The sequence below is a fragment of the Streptomyces himalayensis subsp. himalayensis genome, from assembly GCF_013778455.1.
Taxonomy (GTDB): Bacteria; Actinomycetota; Actinomycetes; order Streptomycetales; family Streptomycetaceae; genus Streptomyces; species Streptomyces himalayensis.
Genome location: NZ_JACEHE010000012.1, coordinates 173,183 through 193,817, shown reverse-complemented (window position 1 = coordinate 193,817; position 20,635 = coordinate 173,183). Strand labels below are relative to the sequence as shown.

13 protein-coding genes are annotated in these 20,635 nt (G+C 70.6%); 4 read left to right on the top strand and 9 right to left on the bottom strand.

Going from position 1 to position 20,635, the window contains the following annotated elements; all coding sequences use genetic code 11:
* Positions 1–268 precede the first annotated feature (268 nt).
* The gene (locus tag H1D24_RS20870; protein WP_181659138.1) at positions 269–1,054 is read right to left on the bottom strand and encodes a class II aldolase/adducin family protein; all 786 of its coding nucleotides are present in this window, start codon (positions 1,052–1,054) and stop codon (positions 269–271) included.
* A gap of 267 nt (positions 1,055–1,321) precedes the next feature.
* Here H1D24_RS20870 and H1D24_RS20865 point away from each other — a divergent pair, with 267 nt between their 5' ends.
* Together H1D24_RS20865 and H1D24_RS20860 are read left to right on the top strand one after the other, a co-directional pair.
* Positions 1,322–1,966, top strand: coding sequence for a hypothetical protein (locus H1D24_RS20865; RefSeq protein WP_181659137.1), 645 nt, complete (start codon positions 1,322–1,324; stop codon positions 1,964–1,966).
* Positions 1,967–2,042: 76 nt separating this feature from the next.
* The gene (locus H1D24_RS20860; RefSeq protein ID WP_181659136.1) at positions 2,043–2,525 is read left to right on the top strand and encodes a pyridoxamine 5'-phosphate oxidase family protein; all 483 of its coding nucleotides are present in this window, start codon (positions 2,043–2,045) and stop codon (positions 2,523–2,525) included.
* A gap of 83 nt (positions 2,526–2,608) precedes the next feature.
* On the opposite strand, the gene guaA is transcribed toward H1D24_RS20860, so the two are convergent.
* Positions 2,609–4,189 (bottom strand): glutamine-hydrolyzing GMP synthase, encoded by a 1,581-nt coding sequence (gene guaA / locus H1D24_RS20855; protein ID WP_181659135.1) that lies wholly within the window; start codon positions 4,187–4,189, stop codon positions 2,609–2,611.
* 401 nt (positions 4,190–4,590) lie between these two features.
* On the opposite strand from guaA, the gene H1D24_RS20850 reads away from it, so the two are divergent.
* Complete coding sequence (locus tag H1D24_RS20850; RefSeq protein WP_181659134.1) at positions 4,591–4,878, top strand: chorismate mutase; 288 nt, start codon at positions 4,591–4,593, stop codon at positions 4,876–4,878.
* A 466-nt stretch (positions 4,879–5,344) separates the two neighbouring features.
* On the opposite strand, the gene H1D24_RS20845 is transcribed toward H1D24_RS20850, so the two are convergent.
* The gene (locus H1D24_RS20845; RefSeq protein WP_220136979.1) at positions 5,345–6,070 is read right to left on the bottom strand and encodes a hypothetical protein; all 726 of its coding nucleotides are present in this window, start codon (positions 6,068–6,070) and stop codon (positions 5,345–5,347) included.
* A 388-nt stretch (positions 6,071–6,458) separates the two neighbouring features.
* Here H1D24_RS20845 and H1D24_RS20840 point away from each other — a divergent pair, with 388 nt between their 5' ends.
* The gene (locus H1D24_RS20840) at positions 6,459–7,505 is read left to right on the top strand and encodes an LAETG motif-containing sortase-dependent surface protein (protein ID WP_181659132.1); all 1,047 of its coding nucleotides are present in this window, start codon (positions 6,459–6,461) and stop codon (positions 7,503–7,505) included.
* Positions 7,506–7,626: 121 nt separating this feature from the next.
* Here the strand turns inward: H1D24_RS20840 and H1D24_RS20835 are convergent, their stop codons facing one another.
* The 6 genes from H1D24_RS20835 to H1D24_RS20810 all read right to left on the bottom strand — a co-directional run bounded on the left by H1D24_RS20835 (position 7,627) and on the right by H1D24_RS20810 (position 20,571).
* The gene (locus H1D24_RS20835; protein ID WP_181659131.1) at positions 7,627–9,474 is read right to left on the bottom strand and encodes a GMC family oxidoreductase N-terminal domain-containing protein; all 1,848 of its coding nucleotides are present in this window, start codon (positions 9,472–9,474) and stop codon (positions 7,627–7,629) included.
* Positions 9,475–9,528: 54 nt separating this feature from the next.
* Positions 9,529–11,178: a succinic semialdehyde dehydrogenase gene (locus H1D24_RS20830; protein ID WP_181659130.1), complete on the bottom strand. Its 1,650-nt coding sequence runs from the start codon at positions 11,176–11,178 to the stop codon at positions 9,529–9,531.
* A gap of 186 nt (positions 11,179–11,364) precedes the next feature.
* Positions 11,365–13,101, bottom strand: a complete 1,737-nt coding sequence (locus H1D24_RS20825; protein ID WP_181659129.1) for a serine/threonine-protein kinase — start codon at positions 13,099–13,101, stop codon at positions 11,365–11,367.
* Positions 13,102–13,190: 89 nt separating this feature from the next.
* Positions 13,191–14,819, bottom strand: a complete 1,629-nt coding sequence (locus H1D24_RS20820; RefSeq protein WP_181659128.1) for a serine/threonine-protein kinase — start codon at positions 14,817–14,819, stop codon at positions 13,191–13,193.
* 221 nt (positions 14,820–15,040) lie between these two features.
* On the bottom strand, positions 15,041–17,824 hold the full coding sequence (locus tag H1D24_RS20815; RefSeq protein WP_181659127.1) for a serine/threonine kinase C-terminal domain-containing protein: 2,784 nt from the start codon (positions 17,822–17,824) through the stop codon (positions 15,041–15,043).
* 284 nt (positions 17,825–18,108) lie between these two features.
* On the bottom strand, positions 18,109–20,571 hold the full coding sequence (locus H1D24_RS20810) for a protein kinase domain-containing protein (protein WP_258564211.1): 2,463 nt from the start codon (positions 20,569–20,571) through the stop codon (positions 18,109–18,111).
* Positions 20,572–20,635 lie beyond the last annotated feature (64 nt).

Genomic DNA, 20,635 nt, shown 5'->3' with positions numbered 1-20,635 from the left:
CCGCTTCCCGAAACCGCGAAGATCTCTTTACGGCTTTCGATCGCTTTTTGGCATTGATCCCGTTATGGGATTCTTGTCCGCCGAATCCGCCTGCCGTGTCAGGGAATTGTGCCGCACCTCAACCGTCGCCTTTCCCGCGGGTCAGGTCAGGACGGGTGATTGCGGGGAAGCCGTGTTGACCCCGGCTGCGAGAATTTCGGTATGGCCGAGATCATCCAGCGGGATGGGGCATGGGCGTACGTCGTCGAGCGGGCGCCGGTGGCTGCTTCTACGGCAGCAGATCGGGTTCCGTGCTGCTGACGGCACGCCACAGCGGCTGGTAGTTGATCCACGCCACCAGATCGCCGCCGAGCTGTTCGCGGGTGGCCAGCGCCTGCTTGTGGTCGATCAGCGTCGGCCGGCCCGCGGCCCTGGCGCTCAGCTGGACCTGGCAGGAGCGCTCCATCGAGATGAACCACCAGGCCGCCGCGTCGACCGAGTCGCCGACCGTCAGCAGCCCGTGGTTGCGCAGGATCACCGCCTTGCGCGGGCCGAGCGCGGACGCGATCCGGCGGCCCTCCTCTGCGTCCACGGCGACGCCCGTGTAATCGTCGTAGAGAGCGTGATCCTCGTAGAAAGCACAGGATTCCTGCGTGATCGGGTCGAGGAGTTCGCGCAGCGTCGACAGTGCGCGCCCGTACACCGAGTGACAGTGGGCGACGGCGACCGCGTCGGGGCGGGCGGTGTGCACCTGCGCGTGTACGGTGAACGCTGCCTGGTTGACGTGGTATTCGCCCTCGACGACCTGCCCCTCGGAGTTGGCGAGGACGAGATCGCCCGCGGTGATGTGCTGGAACGGCATCCCGAAGGGGTTCACCCAGAAGCAGTCCGTGTACTCGGGGTCCCGCGCGGTGATGTGCCCGGACACTCCGTCCTCGTATCCGAGCCGCCCGAACACCCGCAGGGCCCCTGCCAGCCGTTCCTTGCGGTACTGCCGCTCGTCGGCGACCGACTCGTGCACCGGTGGCATCGCGAACCGCAGCTGCTCGGTGGGGATCGGCGTCGGCGCCTGCATATGTCCTCCAGCCCTGGAAGTGCGGACCTTCACCGGTCCCGCGGTGCGTACCGAGCGGTACGGAGTCGTACGGAGCGGAAGTTACCGCCGGTCAGCGCAGGAAGACAGGGCACGGATGTGAAGAGACCGCATGCACAACCGTCACGGGTGCTGACGAGTCTCGCTGTATGTCCCCTGTCCGCCCGGTCCGGTCCAGTGCGTCCTGTCCATCCAGTACGTCCTGTCCGTCCCACCGGACAACGCACCGTCCCCATCAGAAAGATCACCATGACCATCGCCGACCGCCAGATCTCCGCCCTCCTCCGGCAAGTCGCCTCCCAGGACGTCGTCGAACTCATCCATCCGTTCGCGGAGTGGAAGACGTTCGGCGCGCTCGTCCACATCGCCGAGTGCTACGGCTTCCGGTACGCGGAGGTCCGCCATGTGGGCCGACAGAAGGAGATCCGGATCTTCCTTGTCCGTGACACGAGCCCCGCGGCGCAGCAGCGGGCCGCGGCCAACGCGGCCGCGTATCCGCAGGCGGGTGGTGGCGGCCCCGTCCCGGGCATGCACCCGGGCACCCTCGTACCGCTGCCCGAGGCAGAGGCGGACGTGGATCTGGTCACGACGCTCATCCGGTACGACGCCGCCGGCTCGGCCGTCAACCGTAAGCAGCTGATGACGATGGCCTGGGGCAGTGCCGGCCTCTTCCTGCTGCTGGCACTGCTGACCGGCAAGTTCGCCGTTCTGCTGCCGCTCGCCGTGCTGACGCCCGTGTTCCTGCTGGGCAGCCTCCGGATCGGCACGGCCCGCCGCGAGAAGCTGGGGCAGCGGCTGGCGGCCGCGGGATGCACGCCGGTCCGCGACGAGTACGGCCGGGACCGCTTCGCACGACCCGGCACCGCCGGGCAGCAGACCGGACACACGGCCTGACACGCCGGCGGCGACACCGACGACACGGCGCGGCAAGACGACAGAAGGTGTCGGGTTTCCGCGCCAGACTGGCCGTATGACGTCGCAGTCGAATAACTGGGCAGCCTTCTCCGCAGCCGAACCCGAACTCGCCAGAACCGTCGAAGACCGCTTCGGAAAGTTCACGCATCACATCCTTGCGACCCTTCGCAAGGACGGTTCGCCCCGCACCACCGGGCTCGAGGTCCGATTTCTGCACGGCGAGCTGTGGTTCGGCATGATGCCGGACTCACTCAAGGCGCTCGACCTCCGGCGCGATCCGCGCTTCTCGCTCCAGGCGAACCCCGGAGCCGGTACCCACATGGCGGGCGGTGACGTCCGGATCTCCGGCCGCGCGATCGAGGTCGAGGATCCGGAGACCGTGGCTCTCTATGCGGGCGAGGTCAAGCCGCCGGAACCGTTCCATCTCTTCCGGACCGAGGTGACGGAGGTGGTGCGGACGTATGTCGAGGACGAGAAGTACCTGGTCGTGGAGGTGTGGAAGCCGGGCGATGCGGTACGCACGGTCAAGCGGACCTGAGGCGCGCAGGCACAGGACCCACCCACGTACGCGAAAGGCGCCGCCAAGTGATCTGGGCGGCGCCGTTCGTCACTCTGGGGAGGTCACTCCCACTCGATCGTCCCCGGCGGCTTGCTCGTCACGTCGAGCACGACGCGGTTGACGTCCTTGACCTCGTTGGTGATCCGGGTCGAGATCCGGGCCAGTACGTCGTACGGCAGGCGCGACCAGTCGGCCGTCATCGCGTCCTCGGACGAGACGGGCCGCAGCACGATCGGGTGGCCGTAGGTACGGCCGTCGCCCTGGACGCCGACGCTGCGGACGTCCGCGAGCAGCACGACCGGGCACTGCCAGATGTCGCGGTCCAGGCCTGCCGCGGTGAGCTCCTCGCGGGCGATGGCGTCGGCCTCGCGCAGCAGGTCCAGGCGCTCCTTGGTGACCTCGCCGACGATGCGGATGCCGAGGCCGGGGCCGGGGAACGGCTGACGCTGGACGATCTCGTCCGGCAGGCCCAGCTCGGCGCCGACCATCCGGACCTCGTCCTTGAACAGCTTGCGCAGCGGCTCGACGAGCTTGAACTCGAGGTCCTCGGGCAGGCCGCCCACGTTGTGGTGGGACTTGATGTTCGCCGTGCCGGTGCCGCCGCCGGACTCGACGACGTCCGGGTAGAGCGTGCCCTGCACCAGGAACTCGACCGGCTGGTCGTCGGGGGCCTCGGCGATGATCTCGGCCTGGGCCTGCTCGAAGACCCGGATGAACTCCCGGCCGATGATCTTCCGCTTCTCCTCGGGGTCCGAGACGCCCTGGAGAGCGTTGAGGAACCGCTCCTCCGCGTCGACGACCTTGAGCTGCACGCCCGTGGCCGCGACGAAGTCCTTCTCGACCTGCTCGGTCTCGTCCTTGCGCATCAGACCGTGGTCGACGTACACGCAGGTCAGCTGGGAGCCGATGGCCTTCTGCACGAGCGCGGCCGCGACCGCGGAGTCGACGCCGCCGGACAGACCGCAGATCGCGCGCTTGGTGCCCACCTGCGCGCGGATCGACTCGACCTGCTCCTCGATCACGTTGCCCGTGGTCCACGACGGCTTCAGACCCGCGCCGCGGTAGAGGAAGTGCTCGAGAACCTGCTGGCCGTGCGTGGAGTGCATCACCTCGGGGTGGTACTGCACGCCGTACAGCTTCTTCTCGTCGTTCTCGAAGGCCGCGACCGGCACGACGTCCGTGGACGCGGTGACCGTGAAGCCCTCGGGCGCCGCGGAGCAGGCGTCACCGTGCGACATCCACACCGCCTGCTCGGACGGGGTGCCCTCGAAGAGGGTCGAGCCGGGGCGGGACACGGCGAGCTGCGTACGGCCGTACTCACGGGCGCCCGTGTTGTCGACCACGCCACCCAGCGAGGTGGCCATCAGCTGGAAGCCGTAGCACATGCCGAAGACGGGGACGCCGGCCTCGAAGAGCGCGCGGTCGACGGTCGGCGCGCCCTCCTCGTACACCGACGACGGACCGCCGGAGAGGACGATCGCCGCGGGGTTCTTGGCGAGCATCTCCTCGACCGGCATGGTGCTCGGCACGATCTCGCTGTAGACCCGGGCCTCACGGACGCGACGGGCGATGAGCTGGGCGTACTGCGCACCGAAGTCGACGACCAGGACGGTGTCGGGGGCGGCGGGGGACGCTGATGGCACGGCGGCGGCCTTCCGGCGTTGAGCAGGCGGATCTGCGTGAGCAGAGGTGTCTGGCATCAGCCCGGGCTGCGTGCGGCAGGGGGTCTGATATGTCGATTCTACCGGGGCGCGCACCCTCTCCTTCGTCCCTGCTCGGTCTCCGCCTTCGTCTCACCATCCGAACCCGCGTGGACGCTGTCCGCGCCGCGGGCCATACTGCTCCCATGCGCAAGCACCAGACCTTCGTCTTTACCTATGGCAACCGGCCCACCGGCTGCCATGGTCGTGCTGCTTGAGCAACTGACAAGCGACTTCCCAGGCGCCCCGGGCCGACAAGGCCCGGGGCGCTCTGTCGTTACGGGCCCTGCCGCTCCGGGGCACCGCCCCCGACCAGGGGACCCACCCGAAAAGGAGCCACCGAGATGACCACCACCTCCGCGGAGAAGACCGGCGCCCGTACCGACGAGGCGGCCGACCTGATCACCGGCGCGCGCGAGCGCATCGACGCACTCGACGACAGGATCATCGGCCTGGTCCAGGAACGGATGGCCGTCTCGGCCGTGATCCAGGACGCCCGGATCGCATCCGGCGGACGCCGTGTGAACCTGTCCCGCGAGATGGAGGTCCTCGGCCGCTACCGGGACGCGCTGGGCAAGCCCGGCACGTCGCTGGCGATGACGCTGCTGGAGCTGTGCCGGGGCCGTATCTGAGCGGCCGCCTGCATCACGGCCGCGCGGCCGGGCACGTGCCACGACAGCATGCGCCCGGCCGCGGGCGTACTCGTGTCGGTCGCGGGCCCACTCGTGACGGTCGCATACGCACCCGTGTCGGCCGCAGGCGCGCTCGCTCGTTCCGGCCCCAGGCGCACCCGTGCCGGTCCAAGGCGTACAGCCGCGCACACGTTCGCATCCGCTCTCACCCATACGGCGCGTGACCGGGCTTTCGCGGGCTTCGTTGGTCCGGGTGTCCGTGCCAGCCAGGGGCGGCTCGTTGGAGAACCACGCGTGGCTCCGCTGGAGCGATGAGGCGTACGGATCGTGCTGTGCGTCGTGGGACCTCGCTCCAGACATGTGACCGGACGGCAGGGGACAGCAGCCCGGTCGACAAAGGGCCGGCCGGCTCCGGGGACGCCCGGGGCCGGCCGGTCTCTCTTTTGCGGTCAGCCTGCTTGTGTGCTCAGCCGGCGACCTTCTCCAGCTTGGCGAGCTGGGCGTCGACGACCTCTGCGGGAACCTCGACCTTCTTGGCGTCGAGCATGTTGATCGCGTAGAAGGACACGATGGTCGAGCTGCTGCGGACGACCGTGAAGGCCATCGGCACCTTGTCGCCGTCTATGTCTCCGGTGACCTTGTACGACACGGCCTCGTCGCCCGCGTCAGGGGCGTCCAGCGCCTCGACGCCGCTGTACTCGTAGTCGGCGTGCTCGTACCCGGTGCACTTCTCGGTGGCCGTGCGCAGCCCCGCCATGATCTTCTCGGCGTCGGCCTGCTCGTGCGCGAGGAGGGCGAGCGAGGTGACCGTGGCGTCGAGCTCGTTCGGGCCGGTGAGAGTACGGCCGATACGGGCCTGCGCCTTCGGCTGGGTGCTGAACATGAACATGTCCGCGAGCGGCTGGCACTCGGCCGGGTCGGCGGGCACGATCTCGGACGGCATGTCCGCACCGGACATCTTCTCGATCTTGTAGCCCTTGAGCTCGGCGCTGGTGACGACGGCCTTGTCCAGCTGCGCGGCGGTCAGCGCCTTGGCCCCGGCCTCCGCGGCCGCGGTCTCCTTGCTCTGAGAGCTCTCCTTCGACGACGCCTTGGCGTCGTCCCCGCCACCGTTCCCGCCGCACGCGGCGGTCAGGCCCAGAGCGGCCACCACGGACGCGGCCACGAGGGCCCGCTGCGCAGCTGACTTCACGTCTTGTTCTCCACCTTCATGTCTCACGGCCCGAAAAGCCGTCCGCACGGAAACCCGAATCCGTCCGCGGAAGCGTCATCCAAGCCCCCAACAAGCCCGTTTTGCCAGCGATTTACGTAACGATCCAAGCTCGCGGAAATGGTTGTACGGGCTTGATCACGACCGCACAACGAACCCACGGACGGCTCAGAGCCCAAGGCCGTGAACCAGCACGAACCCCACGTGTCCCAAGTCACATAAGAATTCCCTAAGAATGAGCACAACCATTCCCAGGGACCACAGGTCACATGTTCGGAACCAACGGCCACATCCGCGTCCCCCCATGAGGCGGAGGCCTCCTCACTTCGTACTGCGGTGCCGCAGTACGCCGGACTTCACCGAGGTCTTCATGAAGCTTCGCCGTGCCCTGGCCGCTGCGGCCGCGACGGCTGTCATAGCCCCGATCGCGCTCCTGTCGGCGCCGGCCGCGTTCGCGGACGACACCACGACCACGACGACGGAGAGCAGCTCGCCTTCGGCGACCGAGAGCACTCCGGCCACCGAAGCGAGCAGCCCCTCGGCCACCGAGAGCACCCCGGCCACCGAAGCGAGCAGCCCTTCGGCGACCGAGAGCACCCCGGCCACCGAAGAGAGCGGCGCGTCCTCCTCGCCGAGCGAGTCCGCGTCGCCGAGCGCTTCGGTGCCGCCGAGCGAGTCCGCGTCGCCGAGCGCCGAGCCGAGCGAGTGGCCCGAGGAGTGCCCGGTCGACGAGGACGGTGTCGACGTCGACTCCCAGCTGGACCTCGCCGTCTCCGGTCTTCCCGGCAAGATCGTCGCGGGCAGCGGCTGGCACAAGTTCACGCTGACCGCCTCCAACAAGAGCGACAAGGCTCTGGGCACCGTCCAGTGGCTCGCCGCTGTGGACAACTTCTCGGAGAGCGACAACGAGAAGGACTGGCTGAGCACCTACGCCCAGCTCGAGTACTTCAACCCGGCGAGCAAGACCTGGGAGTCGATCGCCGACGAGGTCGGCAACGGCTGGTACTTCGGCGAGACATCGCTGGGTGCCAAGGAGGTCGTCGCCATCAAGCTGCGCGTCAACATCAGCGCGAAGGCGCCTGCCGGCGACGGCTTCACCATCGGCCTCGGCGGCTACGTGGACGAGGAGAAGAACTGCGTCCACAGCTCGTTCGCGTTCTACGAGTTCACCGTCCTCCCGGCCGGCAGCGACAACGACGACCCGGGCAAGGCCAAGCCGGGCAAGGGCGACAAGCCGGAGAGCGGCAAGGAGCCGCAGGGCGGCGCCGACAAGATCCCGGCCACCGGCAACCTCGCCGAGACCGGTTCCTCCTCGATGCTGCCCACCATCGCCCTCGTCGGCGGTGTCGCGGTCGTCGGCGGTGCCGGTGCGGTCTTCGTCGTCCGGCGTCGTAAGAGCGAGGGCGCTGCCGCGTAAGGCACATCGCAAGTAGGGCACGGCACAGCCCCGTATGGGGCACAGCCGAAGGCCCCATATACGGAAAAGGACCCGCGCTCGGAGGGGAGCACGGGTCCTTTTCGCGTAACGCCGAGAGGCGTTACGGCCTCTTCGGCGGCACCGCCGGCATACCCAGGAACGGCAGCTTCAGCGCGCCGAACGCGTCCGCCGGGACGACCGGGGCCTTCGGCGCGACGGCCGGGAGCCGCTCGTACGCGGTGCCCTGGGCCGGGCGCGGGTCCTCCTCGCCCTTGTTCGGCCAGAACGACATGGCCCGCTCCGCCTGCGCGGTGATCGTCAGGGACGGGTTGACGCCCAGGTTCGCCGAGACCGCGGCGCCGTCGACGACCGAGATGCCCGGGTGGCCGTAGACCCGGTGGTACGGGTCGATCACGCCGGACACGGGCGAGTCCCCGATCGGACAGCCGCCCAGGAAGTGGGCCGTCAGCGGGGTGCCCATCAGCTCGCCGATGTTGGAGCCGGCGAAGCCGTTGATCTCCTCGGCGAGGAGGCTCGCGGCCTGCGTGGCCTCGGGGATCTGCTCCGGGTTCGGGGCGCCGTGCCCCTGCCGGGCGGTCAGCAGTCCCTTGCCTATGCCCTTCGGCTTGCGGTACGTGGTCAGGGAGTTGTCCAGCGACTGCATGACCAGACCGATGATGGTCCGCTCCGACCAGCGCCGGTTGGACAGCTGGCGCACGGCGAGCAACGGGTGGCGGGCCAGGTTCCCCAGCCAGCCCCTCACCCGCGCGCCCGGCCGGTACGGCACCTGCAGGGTCGTCAGGCCACCCATCGCGTTCGAGCCCTTGCCGTAGCGGACCGGCTCGATGTGCGTGTTCTCGTCGGGGTGTATCGAGGACGTGATCGCCACGCCCTTGGTGAAGTCGGCCTTCGCGACGCCGTGCTTCTTGCGGTAGCGGCGGTTGTCCGTCTGGGCGCCCACCAGCGCCTCGGAGTTCGTACGGGTCAGGGTCCCGAGCCGGTCGGAGAGATACGGCAGCTGTCCGCCGTCCTTCATCCGGTGCAGGAGCGTCTGCGTCCCGTACGTACCGGCCGCGATGACGACCTTGCGGGCCCGATACGTCCGGCCCTCCCCCTTGCGCTTGTCGTCCGTGGGCAGCGTCGCGACGGCGAAGCCGGCCCCCGAGTCCTCGGTGACGGAGACGACCGTCGTCATCGGGTGGACGACCGCGCCGGCCTTCTCGGCGAGATAGAGGTAGTTCTCGTTGAGGGTGTTCTTCGCGCCGTGGCGGCAGCCTGTCATGCACTCGCCGCACTCGGTGCAGGCGTTGCGGGACGGTCCGACGCCGCCGAAGTATGGGTCGGCGACCTCCCGTCCCGGTTCCGCCTTGACCGCCTCCGAACCGTCGGCGTCCTTCCCGTCGCCGAAGAAGACCCCGACCGGCGCCATATGGAAGGAGTCGCCTACGCCCATGGCCTCCGCGGTCGCCTTCAGATGGACGTCCGAGGGCGTCATCGTCGGGTTGAGCCGCACTCCGAGCATGCGCTCGGCCTGGTCGTAGTAGGGCTTCAGCTCCTCCTGCCAGTCCGTGATGTCCTTCCACTGCGGGTCGTTGAAGAACGCGGCCGGCGGTACGTAGAGCGTGTTGGCGTAGTTCAGCGAGCCGCCGCCGACCCCCGCGCCCGCCAGCACCATCACATTGCCCAGCAGATGGATGCGCTGGATGCCGTAGAGGCCGAGCGGCGGGGCCCACAGGTAGTTCTTGAGGTCCCAGGAGTTGCGCGGCAGGGTCTCGCGCGTGAAGCGGCGGCCCGCCTCCAGGACGCCGACGCGGTACCCCTTCTCGGTCAGCCGCAGCGCGGACACCGAGCCGCCGAAGCCGGAGCCGATGACGATGACGTCGTAGTCGTAGGCATCGTCGTGGCCGTCGCTGCCCCGGACTTCGTGGCCGTCGCTGCCCCGGACTTGGGCAGAGTCCTCCTGTGACACTGGCTCTCCTCGTTGAGAACTGCTGAAAACGGGTGGTTGAGAGCGGGGTGGCTGCTAGCGCAGGCGCAGCGCCTTCATCACCCGCAGGCTCCGGCTCATGAAGGCCGCGTACTTCTCGTCGTCCATGCCGAACGCGGGTGCCATGGGCATGATCCGCTGATGGGCGACGGTCTGCGGCTCGGTGTACTTGAGGATGCCCTCGGAGCCATGGCGGCGGCCGAGGCCGGAGTCCTTCATGCCGCCCATCGGGGACTGGACGCTGCCGTACGCCGACGCGTACCCCTCGTTGACGTTGACCGTGCCGCTGCGCAGACGGGCCGCGATCCGGCGCCCGCGACGGCCGTCCTTCGTCCAGACCGAGGAGTTCAGGCCGTACGGCGTGGAGTTGGCGAGCTCGACCGCCTCGTCTTCATCCTTGAAACGGTAGATGGAGACGACCGGGCCGAAGGTCTCCTCGGTGCAGACCGCCATCGGAGCCTCGACGCCGTCCAGGATGGTCGGCTCGTAGAAGTACGGCCCGACGTCCGGGCGGGCCATGCCGCCCGCCAGCACCTTCGCACCCTGCTTGACGGCCTCCTCGACATGCCGGGCCACGACCTCCAGCTGCCGCGCTCCGGCCAGCGAGCCCATGTCCGCGCCGTACGCGAGGGATGTGCCGAGCCGCATCGCCTTCGTACGCGCCGTGAACCGCTCCACGAAAGCGTCCGCCACCGACTCGTGGACGTAGAGCCGCTCGATGGAGATGCACAGCTGCCCCGCGGTCGAGAAACAGCCGCGCACCGCGCCCGCCGCGGCCTTCTCGATGTCGGCGTCGTGCAGCACCAGCATGGCGTTCTTGCCGCCGAGTTCGAGGGATGCGCCGACCAGGCGGGCGGCGGCACCCTGGGCGACCTCGCGGCCGGTGCGCGTGGAGCCGGTGAAAGAGACGTAGTCGGCGCGCTTGACGACCTCCGGGCCGACGACCGGGCCGTCGCCGAGCACCACCTGGAAGACCCCGGCGGGGAGCCCGGCCTCGATCAGCAGATCACGCGCCCAGAGGGCGGTCAGGGCGGTCTCCGTGTCGGGCTTCATGACGACCGCGTTGCCCGCGACGAAGGCAGGCAGGGCGTCGCCGACGGACAGTTCGAGGGGGTAGTTCCAGGGCGCGATCTGGCCGATGACGCCCCGCGGGTGGCGGAGTTCGGTGACCTTGGTGAGGGTCGGCACGGCTCCGGTGTGCCCCTTGGGGCGCAGATACGAGGGGGCCTTGCGGCCGTAGTGGCGCGCGGCCACGGCAACCGCCTGGACCTCTTCGTGCGCGTGGAGCCGGGCCTTGCCGGTCTCCAGCTGGATGAGGTCGAGCACCTCGGCCTGGCGGGCGAGGACGAGATCGTGGAAACGGAGAAGGACGGCGGCCCGTTGCCGTACGGGCGTCGCGGCCCACACCGGCTGGGCGGCGCGGGCCCGCGCGAAGGCCTCCTCGACGTCCGCGGGCGTGGACTCGGGCAGGTCGGCCAGCTTCTCGCCGGTGAACGGCGTGTGGTTGGCCGTACGGCCCGAGCCGACGACGTCTCGGGTGAGCTGGGCGACCAGCTCGGGCGTGACCACGTCGGCCGCCGTGCGCGCGCCCGCCGGGGCGGGGGCGAGCGGGTTCGTACCGACCGTGGCACCGGTCGTGTCCGGCGTGGCCCCAGGCGTGGGGGCGGTGGCCTGCGAGTCCGTCATGGGCGTGAGCGTAGGGGCACGCCGAGCTTTTGGGTACCCGTCGGTAATGGCTTTCACGGACTGCGCACATGGAGCCAGTGATCACTGGCAGCGAATACCCCGAGCAGGGATTACCCAGGGTTACGGGGGATCGTTCAGGCCCTCTCAGGCACCCCCTCAGGCGGTCCCCGTCCGCGCCGCTGACGGTCAGAGCTTCTCGATCGTCAGGTTCTCGATGGCCGCCTTGGCGACCTCCCGGCCGCGCTCCGTGAAGTCGCCCTTGCCCGGATAGTCGATCCAGAGCTTGTACAGGTCACCGGACTCGGTCATGTAGTAGAAGACCCTGGCCTCGCGCGGGCGCGGGGTGTCCGAATCGGTCTGGTCGTCGACGTAGGTGACGGTGTTCTCCGCCGCGTCGCGCTCCTCGTACGAGGTCTTCGTGGTGCTCCCCTTGGGCGCGGGCTTCTCCGCCATGAAGGAGAAGTCGCCGTCCTCGGTGTCCTCCATGGAGTCCATGTCGTCATACGCCTCCGAGGTCGCGGAGCCCGCGATCTCGTCGAGGGTGTCCTCGGACTTCTTGTAGAGGGTCAGAGCGATGGACAGCGAGTAGCTCGGGTCGGTGTAGGTGACCCAGTGCTCCTTGTCGTTCGTGCCGTCCGGCACGGACCTCACGTAGTCCGTGGGCACAGCCAGAGTCGCACCCAGCGCCTTCTCCTCGCGTGTCGTCCAGCCCTCCGGCAGCGGGCCCGCGAACGGGTTCGCGATCACCAGATACGCCGCCACGGCCGCGGCCACGACCGCGGCCCCCGCGCCCAGCCACGCCTTGCGGCCGAGGCGGATGCTCCTGCCCCCGGACCCGCCAGGCCCGCCGCCGATCTGGACGACCTGCGTCGGCTGGGGCTGGGGCGGCTGAGCGGCCTGCTCCAGCAGATGGCGGATCCGGGCGGCACCGGGCCTGTGCGCGGGATCCTTCTGGAGCAGCCCGTTGATCGCCTCGGCCAGCGGGCCCTGCGCGGAGGCGGGCGCCGCGGGCGTGGCGTTGAGGACCGCCTGCAGCGTCGACGGCGTGGTGGTGCGGCGGAACGGCGACACGCCCTCCGTCGCGGCGTACAGGACGACACCCAGCGACCAGAGGTCGGAGGACGGTCCCGGGCGCTGGCCCAGTACCCGCTCGGGGGCGATGAACTCGGGCGAGCCGACAAAGCCGCCGGTGTCCGTCAGGCTGGTCTCGCCCTCGATCTGGGCGATGCCGAAGTCGGTGAGGACCACCCGGCCGTGCCGCCCGAGCATGACGTTGTCGGGCTTGACGTCGCGGTGCAGGATGCCCGCCTGGTGGGCGGCCTCGAGCGCGCCCAGGACCTCGAGCCCGATGCGGGCGGACTCGCGGGCGTCGAGGGTGCCCTCCTTCAGCGCGTCGCCCAGCGACCGGCCCTGCACGAACTCCATGACGATCCACGGCCGTCCGTCCTCGACGGCCACGTCGTGCACGGTGACGACCGACGGGTGGTCGAGCCGGGCCGCGGCGCGGGCCTCGCGGCGCATGCGCTCGAAGGCGTTGGCGCGCTCGCGCTCGGGAACGTGGTCGGGAACCCGGGGCTCCTTGACGGCCACCTCACGGTCGACGGTCTCGTCCTTCGCCCGCCATACGGTGCCCATGCCTCCGTGCCCGAGCTTGGACAGCAGCCGGTAGCGGCCTGCTATCAGGCGGCCTGCGCCCGGGTCCGGCTGCGCCTGCGCCTGCGGGTGCGGCCGAGGGGGCTGCTGGTGCGGAGGCTGCTGTTGCGGCGCTACCGGGGTGGGGGCGGCGTACGGAGCGGCGGGCGGCTGCTGCGCGTACGGATTGTGCTGGGGGTGTTGCGGGTGCGGGACGTTCTGCGGGTTGTGCTGCGGTGGCTGCAGCCCGTAGCTCGTCGGCTCGTTCGGCTGTCCCCCTTGGTTCATCATGGCCACATCCTTGCGAAGGGGAACGGGGGAAGACCACATGGGGTGGGGTTCGGATGCAGCACCGTGACAAACCACACGGCCGGCTCGGTTCACTGCGCCCGCACGAACGAGTCAACCGCGGTATCGAAATACCGTTTCGCCTCGTCGGACCGGCCGACCGGCGCCGACACCCACACGTCGTACATCCGGCCGCCCTCCTCCCAGCACAGGTCGTACGTGTGCCGGGCGCCCTCCGCCTCGGTGAAGCCGTCCCAGGTGAACTCCCAGAGGGCCGCGGGACGTCCGTTGTGCGTGGTGGCGAGGACCTCGCCGTCGCGGTAACCGAGGTTGTTCTCCGGGCCCTTGGCGTGGGAGCGGCGCATCACCTCGAGCGGACCGCCCTCCTCCGGGTCGGCCACCTTGATGCCGATACGGAAGGTGCCGCCCGGCGACATGTAGAAGACGCGCGACCCCTGCGGGTTGCGCTTGAAGCCGTCCGGTACGGCGAGCGAGAACCCCTTTGGGTCCTTGACGATGCGATAGCCCGCCGGTGCCGCGGGCGCCGTCGTGGTCTCCGTCTGCTGCCGGGTCACGGTCACCGTCGGGGTGGGGCTTTCCGGGGAGCCGGTGGGCGACGGCGCCGAGGTGCCGGGCGCCCGTTCCCCCTCGCCGTCTCCGCCCATGAGCAACGCGGCGGCGGAGACTCCGGCCCCGACCACGGCAACGGCCAGGGCCGCGGCGGCCAGGATCGTACGGGCCGAGCGCCTCGGTTTCGCGGGCCCCGGCTCGGAAGCGTGCGGCACCGGCACGTGTGGACGCGGCACATGAGGGCGCGGCATGTGGTGGCCCTGGTGGCGGGGCACATCGCGCTGGGTGGGGACGTGGTCGGCGGGCAGGTGCGGGGTGCGGCCCGTGTCGACGTAGGCGCGCAGCATGCGTTCCGCCTCCGCCGCGGTCAGCCGGCGGTCGGGGTCGCGCTCCAGCAGCCCGAGGACGACCGGCAGCAGCGGGGCGGCCGCGTCCGGGATCCGGATGTCATCCATGACGACGGCGTGCAGGACGCCGCCCAAGGAGTCGCGGTGGAAAAGGGATTCCCCGCTGAGCACCGTGCACAGCAGCGCTCCGAGAGACCACAGGTCGGACTCGGGTCCGGTTCTGTCGCCGGACATCCGCTCGGGCGAGGTGTACTCGGGCGAGCCGACGAACGACCCGGTCTCGGTGAGCGTCGTCGCCCCGGTGACCTGCGCGATCCCGAAGTCGGTGAGCACGACGCGGCCGGTACCCGCCTCCATCAGGACGTTGGCGGGCTTGAGGTCGCGGTGCAGCACTCCCGCCTGGTGCGCCTTCTGCAGAGCGGCCAGCAGCGCGAGTCCGATACGGGCCGCCTCGGCGGCGTCCACCGGTCCGTTCCGGGCGATCCGCTCGGCGAGGGAACCGCCGTCGATCAACTCCATCACGAGGTAGGGGCGTTCGTCGTCCTCGACGACGTCGTGCACGACGACCACGTTGGGGTGGCTGAGCTGGGCGACCGCCCGCGCCTCCCGCAGCGTGCGCTCGCGCTGGTGCCGGGCCTCCTCCAGGGACAGCGTCTCGTCGAGCGCAAGCTCCTTGACGGCCACCTGACGGCCGAGGAGCTGGTCGGTGGCACGCCAGACGACGCCCATTCCGCCCCGTCCAAGGCGGGCCTCCAGCCGGTAACGGCCGGCGATGACGCGGACGTTGTCCCCCTCGGTCCCCATGCGCCCCATCATGCCGCACGCGTGTGCACATGGAAGGTCATCCTCCGGCCGACGTGACCGGATCAGGTATGCAGGTGGTTGCGCGCCGCGGCATTCCGTACGCAGGTGCGAACACCGTCCGGCAGGACGGTGCGCCGTAAAGGGCGCCGCAGTGGGCTCGGACCGGCAGGCCGACGGTAGGACCGCCCTGTGACGGTTCTCGCCGCGACCGGGTCAGTCCCTCACGTGACCTGATATGTCGCCGAAGCCTGCTCGTACAGCCTCGTCACCTCGTCACGCTCCGCTTCCGGACCGCGGACCTGGACGACGTGATACCGGCCGTCGAGGATCAGCGCGAGGTTGCGTACGTAGATCTCCCGCCCCTTCGCGTCCTGCCAGGTGAACTGGCCCTCCGCCATGACGCGTCCGCCCACCTCGATACGGCGCATCCCGCTGGAGGTGGCCCAACTGGAATCGCGGAAGGGCTGCAGTTCCAGCTCCTTCTCGCGCTGGTACACCATGGGGTCGCCGCCGTACACCGAGGTGCTGTCCCGGCCCGAGACGACGATCAGCGTGAAGTCGCCGTCCGAGTAGCGGATCTGGCCCTGCTCGTTCTCGGGCTTCCGGTCCCATCCGCGGGCCACGGCGACCTGGAAGCCCTCCGGGTCCTTGCGCAGAACGAACCCCTCCGGCAGATCGGGACCGGTGGTCTGCGTGTGCTGCGAACCGCCGCTCTCCTCGGGCGTCTTGCCGGACGACGCCCCGGGCGACTTCTCCGAGTCGCCGTCCTGGCTGCCGTCCTGCCCCTGCGTGGATCCCGGGGCGGCCGACATCGCCTCTCCCGCGGTGCCTGTCCGGTCCTGCCCCTGACTGCCGTCGCTACTGGTCTCGGCCTTCGGCATGAACAGCATCGCGTAGGCGATGGCCGCGACCACTCCCAGCAGTATGAGCAGAAGCAGCGTCCGGCCGAGCGACCTCGGCCCCCGCTGCCGCGGCTGCCGCTCCGGCCTGGCCCTCTTGTGCCGGCCGCTGTGTCCGGTGGTGGCGGGCGGGGCGGCGCGGCGCTTCCGTACGAGCTCACCGCGGCGGCGTACGACGGGCAGACGGCCGGCGTCGTACGGCGGCGCCGCCACGACGTTGGCGCCCGCGTCCGGCTCCGGAGCCGACCTGACGAGGGAGCGCAGCCAGCCGCGCAGTTCCTCGAAGTCGATGCGCTCGGTGGGGTCCTGACGCAGCAGCGACTCGACGACGGGCCGCAGCGGTCCGCACTCCTCCGCGAACGCGGGCGGCTCCGCGCACACGAGTTGCACCAGTTCCGCCGTGCTCTCCTCCGGATACGGCGCGTGGCCCTGCACGGCACGGAACAGCAGCGCACCCAGCGCCCACAGGTCGGTGGCCGGGCCGATGGGGGGCGCCAGCTGCCAGTTCTCGTGCACGGGGCCGGCCTGTTCCGGCGCCCACCGCTCGGTGACGGGTCCGACCACCACCATCCGGGCCTGCCGGGCCCGCTCGGCGGCCAGTGGTGTGGCGGGCCCCCGGTTCTCGCGACCGGGTGCCACGAGCTCGCCCCAGCGGGTTCCGGGGCGCGTGGAGTCGGTGCCGGATTCGGCGAGTGCTGATGCTCCGTCGCGGCGCGCGGCCGGGATCATCTCAGCGCTGGACGGCGATTCGACTCCGGTTACGGGTCCGGTTCCGGCTTCGCTTCCGGTTCCGGTTCCGGGGCTGGTTTCGGTTCCGGGTCTGGTTTCGGTTCCGGTTTCGTCGTGCTGCCCCGCCACCACCCCGCGGGCTCGCGGAACCGCCCCGTGCCAGGGCTGGGGCTGCGCTCGGCCCACTCCATAGGGGTTGGCAATGTGTCCGTGCGCCACGGCTTCACCGCGCTGTGTGTCCCCGTTCCGGTCGGGGGCCGGTGCCTCGTCGGAGCGAGGCGCGGGCAGGGCGGGCGTCGCGCCGGTGCGCTGTTCCTGACTCACCCGCGCGGCTGCCTGGGCTCCGGCGCGATAGGCCGCGATGGCGCCCGCGCGTGCCGCCCTGACGTCACCACCGGCTTCCAGGTCGCGCCGCCCGAGAGCCGTGGCCGGGGAGGTGCCGGACGGCCTGTACGACGACGTCGGCACCGCCGGTCCGGAGGAGGGCGGGCCGATGACCGGCGTACCGGCAGGATGCGAGTCACCTGGCCCGCCGCCACGGCCAGAGGCGCTCGTGTCGAAGTCCCCGGACCGGCCACCGGCGAGCCCGTCGGCCGCGCCGAAGCCATGGGACCCGACGGAGCCATGGGACCCGACCGATCCATGGGACCCGACGGAGCCATGGGACCCGACGGATCCATCGGCACCGGCGAAGTCGTCGGCCCCGCCCAAGCCATCAGCACCGCCGAAGTCAGCGGCTCCGCCGAAGTCAGCGGCTCCGCCGAAGTCAGTGACCGGCCGCGGATCGTATCCGCACAGCGCCTCCTCCGCCGCGCCGGCGGCCAGGCCCGTCAGCATCACGCGACCGTCGTCGCAGACCAGGACCGTACGCGTGGTGATGTTGCGATGCACCCAGCCGTGGGCGTGCAGCGCCCGCAGGGCCGTCAGAACGTCCGAGGCGACCTCCGCCGCCCGGTAGGGCGTGAGCGGCTTCTCGGCGAGCAGCGCGGCCAGCGGCCGGGCCGCCACCAGCTCGCTGACGATCCACAGCGAACCGCCCTCCGCGAACACGTCGAAGACCTGGTCGAGCCGTGGATGGTCGGGGATCTGCGCGGCCGCCTGCGCCGCTTCGATCGCGCGCCGCACCGCCGGGTCCGTGGCCCTGCGCGTCGCGCGACCGGGTGCGCGCCGCGGGCCCGCGCTGACGAATCCCTCGGGAAGACCGTCGGCGTCGAGCACCTCCGCCTCGACGACCTCCGGCAACGGCACCTGCCTTACCAGGACTTCCTGTCCGCTGAAGGTGTCGAAGGCCCGCGTCTGCGCCAGTTCGTACTCGTCGGACGGCGGCAGCGGCAGGCGGTAGCGGTCGGCGAGCACTCGCCCCGCGTAGTCGTCCACGACGCATCCCCCGTCCCCGCACGGTGGTCAATTCCGTTCGTCTTTCGTACTTCTTACGCACGGATGCGGCTGCGCACCGTCCGCAACCACTCACGATACGTGCCGAAGGCAATCCGTATTGACGGGATGCGAGATCTCACGGGACGTGCCGCGAAATCGGACGGGCTGGGACGGCCTGGGACCGGCCTGGACGGGCCAGGACCGGCCTGGACGTCCTGGACGGGCCAGGACCGGCCAGGACCGGCCTGGGCGGGTCGCGACGGGTCAGGACGGTTTGCGACAGGTCAGGACTTGGGCGTGAAGGTCCGGGCGAACGTCTGCCAGGTTCCACGCCGCTGCTCGCTGCTCCAGTCCGCCGCCTTCGCCGTGTACATGAGCGCATAGCCGAGTCGCGAGTTCACGACGAAACCACGGTCTATCGACCGCCACTTGGTGCCGCCGTCCACGTAGGTGAACTCCCAGTCCGCAGCGTTCCAGCCGCGGTAGCCCACCTTCTCGATCCGGATGCGGTCGTACTGGGCGCGGGTCATGTACCGCTCCTGGTTCTCCCAGTCGCGCACCGCATCGTCCTTGGGCGTCGTCGTCCAGCCGACCAGCAGCTTCTGTCCGTCCGGGCCGGTGAAACGCGCACCCGCGGCATCCGAGGAGACGTACTTCCAGCCCTTCGGCAGGCCGATCGAGAACCCCTGATCATGCTTGTACGTCGTCACGGCGCCGTACCGCGAGCCGGTGCCGGCGTCGTTGCCGCTGCCGCTGCTCGAGTTTTCGCCGAGGTCCTTCCCCTGGCCCGCGGACTCCCCCGAGCCGCTGTCCTCGCTCGAACCCGTGTCCCCGCCGCTGCCCTTGTCGGTACCGGCGTCGCCCCCGCTGCCCTTGCCCGCCTCGCCGCTGTCGGCGCTCGCGCCGCTGGATGCGGCCTTGTCGCTGCCGTTGCTGCTGTCCTGCGCGCCGTCGCCGCCGCTCAACGAGAGCGCCAGCACGGTGCCGAGCACGGCGAGCGCCACGACCACGGCGACGGCCACGAGCACGCGCCGTGACACCACATCGGTGAGCGACGCCTTGGGCTGAGGATGCGGCGGGGTGTCCGGGGGCGGCGGAGTGGCCGGGAGGCCGGAAGCACTGTGCGCGGCCGTCGCATTCGCCCCGGCGTCGCCCTGGGCACCGGACGTCCCACTCGTGGCCGCACCAGCGGCATCCACAGCACCAGCAGCGCGAGTGGCGCCCGACCCGGCGTCGTCGGCGGCTTCCTTGGAGGCGGTGCCTGCCGAAGCGTTTGTTCTCGAAGCGTCCGATTCCAAAGCGGTCGCTCCCGAAGCGGTCGCTCCCGAAGCGGTGGTGTGCGCTGCCTCGGGTTCGGCTACTTCCGCCCCGCCGCCACGGGCACCAGTACCGGCTGAACGGGCAGAGCCACCGGTACCGGGAGCTTCGGCATCGGCGCCATTCCCGGATGCCGCACCGGAACCGCTGACGGAATCCGCGCCGGTTCCGGTGCCGGGGGAACCAGCTGCGCCTGTCGCCGACCGGCCCGGGGTCCCCTCCGCATCCGCCGTGGTGCCTCGCGTCCCGTCCGCGGGCGCCGCGGCCGACGCCGACGCCGACGCCGACGCCGCGGACGATCCCGCAGCGGTCTTGCGCGCCGGCCGCAGGGAGCGCAGCGCACCGCGCAGTCGATCCGCAGCGTCCTCGGCCTTCCGCCCCGCGGCGGCCGCCGCGCCACCGGACGACGCGGCACCGGAGGCAGCACCAGCGGAGGCGCCCGCAGCCGCGGACGCCGAACCTCCGCCCGACGTACCGCCCGCCTTCGAACCGCCCGCCTTGGAACCGCCCCTGCGCGGCCGCTTCTCCGGCACCGGCGGCAACGGCACAACCTTCGTGGCGTCGACCGGCTCCGGCTCGGGGGCGTGGATCAGGTCGTTGAGCAGAGCCCGCGCACCCGCGTCGTCGAGCCGCTGCTCGGGGTCCTTGGCGAGCAGGCCGTAGATGACCTTCTCCAGCGGGCCCGCGTTCTTCGGCGGCTCCAGCGGCTCGGTCATCACGGCGGTGAGCGTCGCGATCGCGGAGCCCTTGTCGTACGGAGGGAAGCCCTCCACCGACGCGTACAGCAGACCGCCGAGCGACCACAGGTCGGCCGCGGGGCCCGGCTTGTGCCCGCGCGCCCGCTCCGGCGAGATGTACGAGGGCGCGCCGACGAGCATGCCGGTCGAGGTGATGGACGGGTCGCCCTCGACCTGGGCGATGCCGAAGTCCGTCAGCACGACCCGGCCGTCGTCCGCGATCAGCACGTTGGACGGCTTCACGTCGCGGTGGAGAATCCCCTCGCGGTGCGCCGAGCGCAGGACGTCGAGGACCGCCAGGCCGACCTCGGCCGCGCGCTTCGGCGTCAGCAGCCCGTCCTCGCGGATGACCTCGGCGAGCGACTTGCCCTCGACGAGTTCCATCACGATCCACGGCCGGTCGTCCTCGTGGACCACGTCGTACACCGTCACCGCACTGGTGTTGCGGATCCGGGCGATGGCCTTGGCCTCACGCAGCGTGCGCGTGACGAGGCGGCGCTTCTCCTCCTGGTCGATGTTCGAGGGGAACCTCAGCTCCTTGACGGCGACCGGGCGCCCCAGCGTCTCGTCCAGGGCGCGCCAGACGGTGCCCATGCCGCCGCGGCCGAGGACCCCTCCCAGCCGGTAGCGCCCGGCGAGGAGACGTGCGGTGTTGTCCTGACGGGCGTTACCCGTCTGCTCGGCCTCCGACATGCGTCCCCTCTGCAACCCGCCCTGACAGAGCCTTCATTGTCCCTCACCCGGGGACCGGCCGACG

What these genes read in the sequence shown, in the direction of transcription:
- H1D24_RS20825 (WP_181659129.1), bottom strand. Translation starts at nt 13,101, where the DNA reads ATGATGAACCAAGGGGGACAGCCGAACGAGCCGACGAGCTACGGGCTG.
- H1D24_RS20820 (WP_181659128.1), bottom strand. Translation starts at nt 14,819, where the DNA reads ATGGGGACCGAGGGGGACAACGTCCGCGTCATCGCCGGCCGTTACCGG.
- H1D24_RS20850 (WP_181659134.1), top strand. Translation starts at nt 4,591, where the DNA reads ATGACCACCACCTCCGCGGAGAAGACCGGCGCCCGTACCGACGAGGCG.
- H1D24_RS20870 (WP_181659138.1), bottom strand. Translation starts at nt 1,054, where the DNA reads ATGCAGGCGCCGACGCCGATCCCCACCGAGCAGCTGCGGTTCGCGATG.
- H1D24_RS20830 (WP_181659130.1), bottom strand. Translation starts at nt 11,178, where the DNA reads ATGACGGACTCGCAGGCCACCGCCCCCACGCCTGGGGCCACGCCGGAC.
- H1D24_RS20860 (WP_181659136.1), top strand. Translation starts at nt 2,043, where the DNA reads ATGACGTCGCAGTCGAATAACTGGGCAGCCTTCTCCGCAGCCGAACCC.
- H1D24_RS20840 (WP_181659132.1), top strand. Translation starts at nt 6,459, where the DNA reads ATGAAGCTTCGCCGTGCCCTGGCCGCTGCGGCCGCGACGGCTGTCATA.
- H1D24_RS20810 (WP_258564211.1), bottom strand. Translation starts at nt 20,571, where the DNA reads ATGTCGGAGGCCGAGCAGACGGGTAACGCCCGTCAGGACAACACCGCA.
- H1D24_RS20865 (WP_181659137.1), top strand. Translation starts at nt 1,322, where the DNA reads ATGACCATCGCCGACCGCCAGATCTCCGCCCTCCTCCGGCAAGTCGCC.